The sequence below is a fragment of the Streptomyces sp. NPDC048269 genome (assembly GCF_040652395.1).
In the GTDB taxonomy this organism is placed as follows: domain Bacteria; phylum Actinomycetota; class Actinomycetes; order Streptomycetales; family Streptomycetaceae; genus Streptomyces.
Window position 1 is genome coordinate 279,273 of the sequence record NZ_JBEZLW010000007.1, and the last position, 8,281, is coordinate 287,553.

Annotated in this window: 7 protein-coding genes and 3 pseudogenes; 3 read left to right on the plus strand and 7 right to left on the minus strand. The window is 68.6% G+C overall.

What is annotated here, in order from left to right; genetic code table 11:
- Positions 1-197: 197 nt before the first annotated feature.
- The 3 genes from AB0D48_RS11415 to AB0D48_RS11425 form a co-directional block, all read right to left on the minus strand.
- A complete protein-coding gene (locus tag AB0D48_RS11415; protein WP_362393742.1) occupies positions 198-1,091 on the minus strand; it encodes a sigma-70 family RNA polymerase sigma factor in 894 nt (297 codons plus the stop codon).
- Between the two features lie 71 nt (positions 1,092-1,162).
- Positions 1,163-1,936: an SGNH/GDSL hydrolase family protein gene (locus AB0D48_RS11420; RefSeq protein WP_362393744.1), complete on the minus strand. Its 774-nt coding sequence runs from the start codon at positions 1,934-1,936 to the stop codon at positions 1,163-1,165.
- Positions 1,923-2,492 carry a PadR family transcriptional regulator gene (locus AB0D48_RS11425; RefSeq protein ID WP_362393747.1) on the minus strand — a complete coding sequence of 190 codons (570 nt, stop codon included), beginning with the start codon at positions 2,490-2,492 and terminating at the stop codon, positions 1,923-1,925. Before AB0D48_RS11425 ends, AB0D48_RS11420 begins: the two co-directional genes overlap by 14 nt.
- 88 nt (positions 2,493-2,580) lie before the next feature.
- Between AB0D48_RS11425 and AB0D48_RS11430 the strand changes: the two genes are divergently transcribed.
- Complete coding sequence (locus AB0D48_RS11430) at positions 2,581-3,015, plus strand: nuclear transport factor 2 family protein (protein WP_362393750.1); 435 nt, start codon at positions 2,581-2,583, stop codon at positions 3,013-3,015.
- A 201-nt stretch (positions 3,016-3,216) separates the two neighbouring features.
- Positions 3,217-3,564: pseudogene (locus tag AB0D48_RS11435) on the plus strand (transposase); the annotation flags it as partial.
- Positions 3,565-3,581: 17 nt separating this feature from the next.
- On the opposite strand, the pseudogene AB0D48_RS11440 reads toward AB0D48_RS11435, so the two are convergent.
- A pseudogene (locus AB0D48_RS11440) lies at positions 3,582-4,369 on the minus strand (transposase).
- A 198-nt stretch (positions 4,370-4,567) separates the two neighbouring features.
- Between AB0D48_RS11440 and AB0D48_RS11445 the strand changes: the two are divergent.
- Positions 4,568-4,679, plus strand: a pseudogene (locus tag AB0D48_RS11445) (IS5/IS1182 family transposase); the annotation flags it as partial.
- Between the two features lie 388 nt (positions 4,680-5,067).
- Here the strand turns inward: AB0D48_RS11445 and AB0D48_RS11450 are convergent.
- The 3 genes from AB0D48_RS11450 to AB0D48_RS11460 form a co-directional block, all read right to left on the minus strand.
- Positions 5,068-5,921 (minus strand): IS5 family transposase gene (locus AB0D48_RS11450; RefSeq protein ID WP_362393809.1). Its coding sequence is split into 2 segments (ribosomal slippage): positions 5,068-5,583 and positions 5,586-5,921, totalling 852 coding nucleotides; the frame shifts between segments, so codons are not numbered across the junction.
- A gap of 139 nt (positions 5,922-6,060) precedes the next feature.
- A complete protein-coding gene (locus AB0D48_RS11455) occupies positions 6,061-7,311 on the minus strand; it encodes a DnaJ C-terminal domain-containing protein (RefSeq protein WP_362393753.1) in 1,251 nt (416 codons plus the stop codon).
- A gap of 330 nt (positions 7,312-7,641) precedes the next feature.
- Positions 7,642-8,142, minus strand: a complete 501-nt coding sequence (locus AB0D48_RS11460; RefSeq protein ID WP_362393756.1) for a hypothetical protein — start codon at positions 8,140-8,142, stop codon at positions 7,642-7,644.
- Positions 8,143-8,281: the final 139 nt, after the last annotated feature.

Genomic DNA, 8,281 nt, shown 5'->3' on the forward strand with positions numbered 1-8,281 from the left:
GGCGGAGGCCATGGCGGGTGGGGCGGCCGTCGCGGCGCCGAGGGTGGCGGCCGGCGGGAGGGGCGAGGGCGAATGTCTCCGTGGTCATACCCCGTTGACCCGCCCGGCGGTCGTGTGTGACAGCCCAGGCGCACAGCCGCCGGGTGCGGCGGGCCGGTTGGGCCCGCCGCACCGCAACGGAAGCGTCTGCCGACGGCTCAGTCGCCGATGGCGCTCAGGTCGATCCGCGCCAGGCGCTCGGGGTCGGTGAGGATGTCGATGGCGGTGATCTTGCCGTCGACGACGGTGAACGCCATGACCGAGAGCGGCCGGCCCTGCGACATGGAGACCACACCGGGGGTGCCGTTGACCAGCGCGGGGTGGCCGGCCTCGGCGAACCGGGCGAAGGTGATCGCCTGGGTGGCGACTTCGGCCGCGCCGCGGCGGAGCACGCTGGGGAGCAGCGTGCCGCCGTCGGAGCGCGCCACGACCTCGGGGTCGAGGATGGCGACGAGGGCGTCGAAGTCCCCGCCGCGCGCGGCGGCCAGGAACGCGTCGACGACCTCCCGCAGACGGGTCGGGTCGGTGTCGGCGGCGGGAGCCCCGCCCTGGACGCGGCGGCGGGCGCGGCTGGCGAGCTGCCGGGTCGTGGCGGGGGTCCGCCCGAGGACGGGGGCGATCTCGTCGAAGGGCACGGCGAACATGTCGTGCAGCACGAAGGAGAGCCGCTCGGCGGGGGAGAGGGTCTCCAGTACGACCATCAGCGCGATGCCGACCGAGTCCGCCAGGAGTATCTCCTGCTCGGGGTCGAGGCCGTCCGCTCTGCTGACGACCGGGTCCGGGAGCCGGACCTGCCCGTCCTCGTCGTGCAGCGGATCCTCGCGCCGCGTGGTGCGCGAGCGCAGCATGTCCAGGCACACCCGGCCGACCACCGTCGTCAGCCAGCCGCCCAGGTTGTCCACGGCGTCCGCGTCGGAGCGGCTCAGCTTGATCCAGGCCTCCTGCACGGCGTCCTCCGCTTCGCTGAGCGAGCCCAGCATGCGGTAGGCCACGGCCCGCAGATGGGTGCGGTGCTCCTCGAAGCGCTGCGCCAGAACGTCTTTCTCGCTCACCCGTCACATCCCCGTGTTCGGTTCCTTCGTCGGTGACGGACGATAACCGACGGGATCAACACGGACATGTCCTAGTCCAGGGGCAGGAGTTCGGGGCGTTTCGCGGTACGGCCGTCGCCGGAGGAGCGGCCGCGCAGGCGGCGTCCGATCCACGGACCGAGGAATCCGGCGACCCAGCGCAGTTCGGCAATCGCGGCTTGCCGGCGGCCCGGGAGCCGCCGGGGTGGCAGGGGGAGCGTCCAGCTGTCGTCGCTTCCGGGCAGGCCGATGGCCTGGGCGAGGGCCGCGGCGATCCGCGCGTGGCCGACGGGGCTCGCGTGGAGGCGGTCCGCGGTCCACAGCCGCGGGTCGGTGGCCACGGGGTGCCGGCCGATCTCGGCGACCGTGACCCCGTGGCGTGCGGCGGCCGCGCGGATGCGGGTGTTGAGGTCGGACACGCGGGACGCGAGCGGCCGCGCCAGCGGCGCGATCTCTCCCATGTCGGGGAAGGTCACGGTCACCACGTGGGCTCCGGCGGCGGTGAGCGCGGCGAACATCTCCTCCAGGTGCCCCGCGACCGCTACGGCGTCGAACCGGGGCCGGAGCAGGTCGTTGACCCCGGCGACGACGGTGGCCAGGTCGGGGCGCAGGGCCAGGGCGGGCCCCAGCTGTCCGGCGCGGACCTGACCGGCCATGCGTCCCCGTACGGCCAGATTGGCGTAGTGGACTTCGGGGTTGACGGCCGCGAGGTGCTCGGCGAGCCGGTCGGCGAAGCCCCGCAGGCCGGCCGCGTCGTCCCCGTCGCCCATCCCTTCGGTCTGGCTGTCGCCCAGGGCCACGTAGCGCAGGTATTCACCGTTCGGCACGGGTGGCCCGCCTTTCCTTCAGGACGGCCGCGGTCCGCAGGCACCAATCCCGGTGGCCCTGCTCGAAGGCGATGCCGCGCAGGCACGTCAGGTACCCGCCGATCCGCTCGCCGCGCAGCAGGAACTCCGCCTCGTCCACGTCACCCCGCATCTGCCGCAGCAGTGTGCCGAGCAGCTCGATCTTGGCCTCGGCGGCGGACGCCCGCTGTTCGAGCTGTTCGATCACCGGCGCCGTGCCGATGCGGTCCGCGGTCTGCACCTTGACGAGCAGGTCGTCGCGGATGACCGACGGCTTCGAGGCCGCCGCGGCGAACTCCTCCAGCGCGTCCCGACCGGCCTCGGTGACCTGGAACAGCCGCTTGTTGGGCCGGCCCTCCTGGACCACCTCCCGGCCCGTGACCAGGCCTTCCCTCTCCAGCTTGGCCAGCTCGGCGTACAGCTGCTGGGGCACTGCGGGCCAGAAGTTCGCGACGCTGATGTCGAACACCTTCGCCAGCTGGTACCCGCTGTACTCGCCGTCCAGCAGCGCCGCCAGCACGGCATGTCTCAAGGCCATCGCGCGGCAGCCCCTTCCCTGTGTCGTCCGCTCGGTGCATGATACTCAAGAAAGTGACTAGTCAATTCCTTGAGTATCAGGAGGGGTCATGGAAACTGTCGAACGCTTCCGCGCCGCCGTGGAGAAGCGCGATCTCGCCGCGCTGGACGACCTGTTCACCGAGGACATCCGGCTCTACAGCCCGGTGAAGTTCGTCCCGTTCGAGGGCAAGCCGATGGTGCTGGGACTCTTCGGCGTCCTGTTGCGCGTGTTCGAGGACCTCCGTTACGTCGGGCACCTGGAAGGAGCCGCCGAGACCAGCGCCGACGGCGCGGAGGCACCCTCGGCGATCCTGCCCTTCCGGGCGGTCGTGAACGGCAGGCAGATCCACGGAATCGACCTGCTCCAGCTCGACGAGGAGGGAAGGGTCAAGGAGTTCACCGTGATGGTCCGCCCCCAGTCCGCCGTGCACGCCCTGGGCGAGGCCGTACTCGCGGGCCTGGTGGCCGACGGCCTCGCCCCCCGCTCCGCCGACACCCGCTGAGGGCTGTCCCGTAATCCCCGGTGGGTCGGCGCACGGCATCGGATGCGGTGCATCGCAAGGCGGAAAGCGCCCCCATAAGGGGCGTATTGGGGCGTTCCGACAACGCAGCGAGGTGCCGTAGCCGGCGTCGTGCGCCCGCCGGGGACCACGGGACAGCCCTTAGACCGTGTCCTACATGGTCAGTTGGCAGTTGTACGGGTCATGGGGAGTGGGCGGTGGGGATGGATCGTTCCGGACGGTTTGTGGGAGGTAGCGAGGCCGTTGCTGCCGCCGGCTCGGGTGCGGCCGCAAGGGGGCGGGGTCGCGAACATCGATGATGAGGCGGTCTTCGCGGCGATCGTCTACGTGCTGGTGAGCGGGTGCGCCTGGCGGGCCTTGCCGCCGTGCTTCGGGGCGTCGAAGTCGACGGTGCACCGTCGTTTCGTCATCTGGTCTCGAGCCGGGGTGTGGGGTCGGCTGCATCAGAAGATTCTCCAACTCCTGGATGAACGGGACTTGATCGACCTGTCCCGGGCGGTCCTGGACTCCGCGCATGTCCGCGCTAAAAAGTGCCCCTATGGTTTTCGTCAAGCTGTTGCTGGTGTGGGTGGCTGGTAGAAGGTGCCGTCGCGGAGCATGGCGAAGAGAACGTCGATGCGGCGTCGGGCGAGACAGACGAGTGCCGCGACGTGGTGCTTTCCCTCGCGTCGCTTCCTGTCGTAGTAGACGCGTGAGTCCGGTTGTGACAGTGAGGCGAACGCGGCGAGGTAAAAGGCCCGCTTGAGCTGTCGGTTGCCTCGCCTGGAGGGGTGTTCACCGCGGATGGACGAGCCAGATCTGCGGGTGGCGGGTGCGAGGCCGGCGTAGGCGGCCAGGTGCCCGGCAGTAGCGAAGCCGCTGCCGTCACCGACGTCGAGCAGGATGCGGGCCGCGGTCCTGACCCCGATGCCGGGCATCGAGATCAGGACCTGCGAAAGAGGGTGCGCCTCCAGCAGTTCCTCGATCCTGCTGGCCAGGAGCTTGCGCTGGTCGAGCACCGCGGTCAGCGAGCCGGCCAGGCTGGGCTCAGCCCCGGCAGATAGGCGACAAGGCAACCCGCATCGCGGGCAACAGCCAGCGGCAGGGCCCCGATGGAGGCTGGCTGGTCCACCACGACCAACACCGTTCCGTACTTCGCCTGCAGTTTTGTGAACAGCTCCCGCAGTCTCGGTTCGCTGTTCGGCAGCGGCTTGTCGAACACCTTCTTGCCCGCCGGGGTGACGGCAGTGCCGTGATGCTCACCTTTGCCGACGTCCAGCCCGAGGTAGACATCGATCTCGCTCTCGTGGTCCACATGCCCTCCCCAGCAGACCCTTCCCAGCCTCACCTGCGGCATCAGCGTGCGGGCATCCACGTCACGAAGGCCTGCTTCACCTCAACGAGCAAGGGCGAGCGGTCATGCCCCTGATCAGCGGTCTGCCAATGCCTCCCGGCCCGGTGACACCACTTTTTCGACCATGATCGACAAGGGGCTCAAGTCATACCGGACCCGGAGACCGGGAACCCCATTGCGGGGCCACGAAGAAGGTAACGGGGCGAACTTGCAGGTCCGAGCCCCGTGGACCCGGGGTAAGGCCGGTCCCAAGATGCACGTCCTGTCCGACGCGGACGGACTGCCCCTACGCGTCGGTCTCTCCGGGGCCAACTCTCCCGCGCGGTCCTGAGTGTTTCCTCAAACTGCGGGCGGACGCGGATACGGGTGCTGATCCTCTCGCTAAGAAGTCATCTCATTTGGTACTGGATAGGTTCCTTGATACGAGCACAGCGAGCTGGTGCAACCGTTGGCAGTACTGGGTTCCTACAGGGTCATTGATCTCAGGGATGACTCGGTCCAGGTCCTCGATGCGGCTCTGCAGGAGGATGCTGTTCTTCGGGTCGAGAGGGCCGCTGTTGTCGAGCCAGCGAAGAATGCAGCCAGCGATGTCCAACTCTAGGAGCCACACGTCTGTGCCCCCGAAGGTGGCATGTCGCAGGCTGTCGGGGAACGGCTCTTGGCGGAATTCCTGCCAGAGACGATCTGTGGTCTGCGCCTGCTCAGTTGATTGGCTCACTTGAGCCATCCTGCCGTAGCCGTTGAGTCAGTTTGGCGTTCGTCTTCAAGCGGCGGTAACAGATGAGGGCTGCAGCGATGCCTGCGAACGCGAGGAAGTGTTCGGCCTTGCGTTCATAGCGCCGGTGTAAGCGACGGCAGCCCGAGAGCCAGGACATCGTTCGCTCTACGACCCATCGGTGCCGGCCGAGCCGGTTCGACGGCTCGATTCCCTTGCGGGCGATGCGGTGACGGATCCCGCGGTTGCGCAGCCATCTCCGCAGGTGGGCGTAGTCGTAGCCCTTGTCGCCGTGAAGCTTGCCGGGGCGGCGGCGACGGGATCCGCGGTGAGATCTGATCGGCGGGATGCCCCGGACCAGAGGCTGGAGGGCCTGGCTGTCGTGGAGGTTCGCCCCGGAGATTCCGACGCAGAGGGGCAGACCGGTCCGCTCCGTGATCAAGTGGATCTTCGACCCGAATTTGCCCCTGTCGACAGGATTCGGGCCCGTCAAGTCCCCCTTTTCAGGGCCCGCATGTTGACGGAGTCGATCGCGCAGCGGGACCAGTCCAGCTCGCCTCGGGCGCCGAGTTCGTCGAGGACCAGGCGGTGGAGCTTGGCCCACACCCGGGCCTTCGTCCATTCGGAGAACCGCCGGTGGGCTGTCGCCCCCGACGGCCCGAACGACGCCGTGGGCAGTTGCTGCCAGGTACACCCCGACGTAGCCACGAACAGAATCGCCGCCAGCACCTCCCGGTCGCCATGCCGACGCCGGCCACCGCCTTGAGGCCGCGATGGAGCCTCCGGCACCACCCGCTGGAACAGCTCCCACAACTCATCCGGCACCAGCCGCTCAACAATCCCCACCACGACCGGAAGCCTACCCAATCCGCCAAATGAGATGACTTCTAAAGATCTTGTCCCTCCGGATGCCGTGCTGGGTGAGCGCGTCCAGCTGCGAGTCGGACTCTTGGCACCCGACCCATCCCGCAGCGCGGGCCTACTCGATGACCAGCCCAGGACCGTTCAGGAACGGCGTATTCGTCGCATTCCGCCCCGACCATCGATTCACCATTCCGGGGAGGGCCTCCCACAGCGTGTGCCGCGTGGTCACCACCACAGGCTCCGCGGAGCGACCGATGCCACGACCGAGTTCACGATCGACATCGTCGGTGAGCAGCACCAGATGGCTGCGGTTCGTCCACGGCTGGGGACCCCTGAACCCGAATTCACGTACCCACAGCCGCCCGAACACAAGACAGGCGAGCCCCATCGAGACCGGCACTCCGACGAAGACCTCGTATGGAACCACTGACTCGTAGTCGGGCACGAATGCGGCCATGACCCCGGCGACTGCGACGATCGCGGCGGTCGTCAGCACGCCGACGCTCCACCAGCGCCTGAGCTGCCGAGTCCGCTCGATGCTCCGCACCACGCAGCGCACCTGGGCGCCGCACTGCGGGCAGGTGAGCGTCCGGGTGACCGTTCCTGCGGGCGGCCGGTCGACCGTGGTCGGGAACAGCACCCACTGATGGGTGGCAGAGACCACTTTGTACGAGGGCATGCCCACGTAGTGCTGAAGCAGCACCGGTATGGCCGGAGCGACCGGGCGCCGCCCCCATCTCCGCCTGGCTTGCTGCGGTTCGGCGGGCGGCTGCGGGGCTCCCTCGGCGGCGGCCCGCGGCGCGGTCCCGGTTTCCGCGGAAAGTGTCACGTACAGATCGCCCCGGCCGTTCCCGTCCCGGTCGGGCACGCCCCGACCCGGTATGCGCAGCGTCGCTCCGTCACCGACGTCGGCCGGCATACGGATCGCCACCGTCCCGTCCAGCCCGACGAACGAGGCGGACACCCCGGGGACGAGCTCGCCCGCGGGCACGGTCAGCACGCAGCGGAGGTCGTTGCCGGTACGGGTGAACACCGGATGTGGTACTGCCACGACCAGCGCGTACAGTTCGCCGCTGGTGCCGCCGAATGCTCCGTCGGCATCGCCACCGGGTACGCGTACCCAGGTGCGGTCCTCGATGCCGGCCGGAACCGGCACCGTCAGCGTCCTGCGCGCAGTGACGAGACCCTCGTCGTCACAGATTGGGCAGCCCGCGACGGCGCTCGGCGCGCCGGCGCAGGCGGAGCACACGGTCGACAGGTCCACGGCGACCTCGACCTCGTCACCGAAGGCGAGCTGAGCCAGGTCGAGGTCCAGTTGGAAGACCGAGTCGGTGCCCAGCCGGGGCCTTCGTTCGGTTTGGCTCATCGACTCGTCGTCTCCTGTTCGACCCAGGGTGCTGTTACGGCACTTCGTTCGGGTGGGTGAACGCCGCGCGGTACGCGCTGGGCGTCAATCCAGTGCGTCGTGTTAGACGTCGTTTCACTTGGCGAGTCGGCGGCAGTTGATGAGGGCTGCGGCGATGCCGACGAAGGCCAGGAAGTGGGCCTTCCGGTTGAACTCCAGCCGGGTCCCTGCCCCCTTGGGCGGGGTCCGGAGCGAGGCGTGCAGCGCCTCCAGGATGTGCCCGCCGACGCCGAGGGCCGGGACCGCTGGTTCGACACGCAGCCCGGGACAGCGTGCCGCTGCCCCCGGTACTCATCGGCAGCATGTCCGTGCAAGGTCACCCTGGCGATGTTTCGCCCGGCACCGCCGGGGGTCTGCGGCCGTGAAGAGAACCACTGCTCCTGCGGTCAGTGCTGAAGCTGAGGCAAGGCCCAACCACAACCTGGTCTGCCGCTGGACCTCGAGCACAACCGATTCATCGCGCACCCAGGATTCCGCATTCCACGCTTCGTCCCGAAGTTCCCATTCGCGTTGCACGTCAGCAGCCTGATCCGCCTCGCGCAACCTGCGATCCGCCAACGCGCGATTTTCGTCCGCGTAGTTCTCGGTCTGTTTGACGCGTGTGTGGACCTGCATGGCCAGGGCGCCGACAAGACCGCCGACGACCAGTAGCGCCACACCGATCAATCGCGCCGAGGCTTTGCTTGGCACCACTGGGCGTCGGCGACCGAGCATGAGGATTACGGCGCCTGCGATCAGTGCCGAAGCCGCGATCGCGCCGAACCACAACCTGCTCTGCTTCTGGTCCTCCAATACAGCCAGTTCAAACTCGGACCACCCAGTCCAAAACCGAGCCTTGAAGTTCCCCCGCATACGTGGACACTCGTTTCTTACGCTGCGAGGGTGTGGTCTTGTTCGTGCCGCTGCCGTGTCTCGAGTGGGGTGAGATAGC

Coding starts and splice junctions, on each gene's coding strand:
- AB0D48_RS11430 (WP_362393750.1), top strand. CDS start 2,581: ATGGAAACTGTCGAACGCTTCCGCGCCGCCGTGGAGAAGCGCGATCTC.
- AB0D48_RS11425 (WP_362393747.1), bottom strand. CDS start 2,492: ATGGCCTTGAGACATGCCGTGCTGGCGGCGCTGCTGGACGGCGAGTAC.
- AB0D48_RS11455 (WP_362393753.1), bottom strand. CDS start 7,311: ATGAGCCAAACCGAACGAAGGCCCCGGCTGGGCACCGACTCGGTCTTC.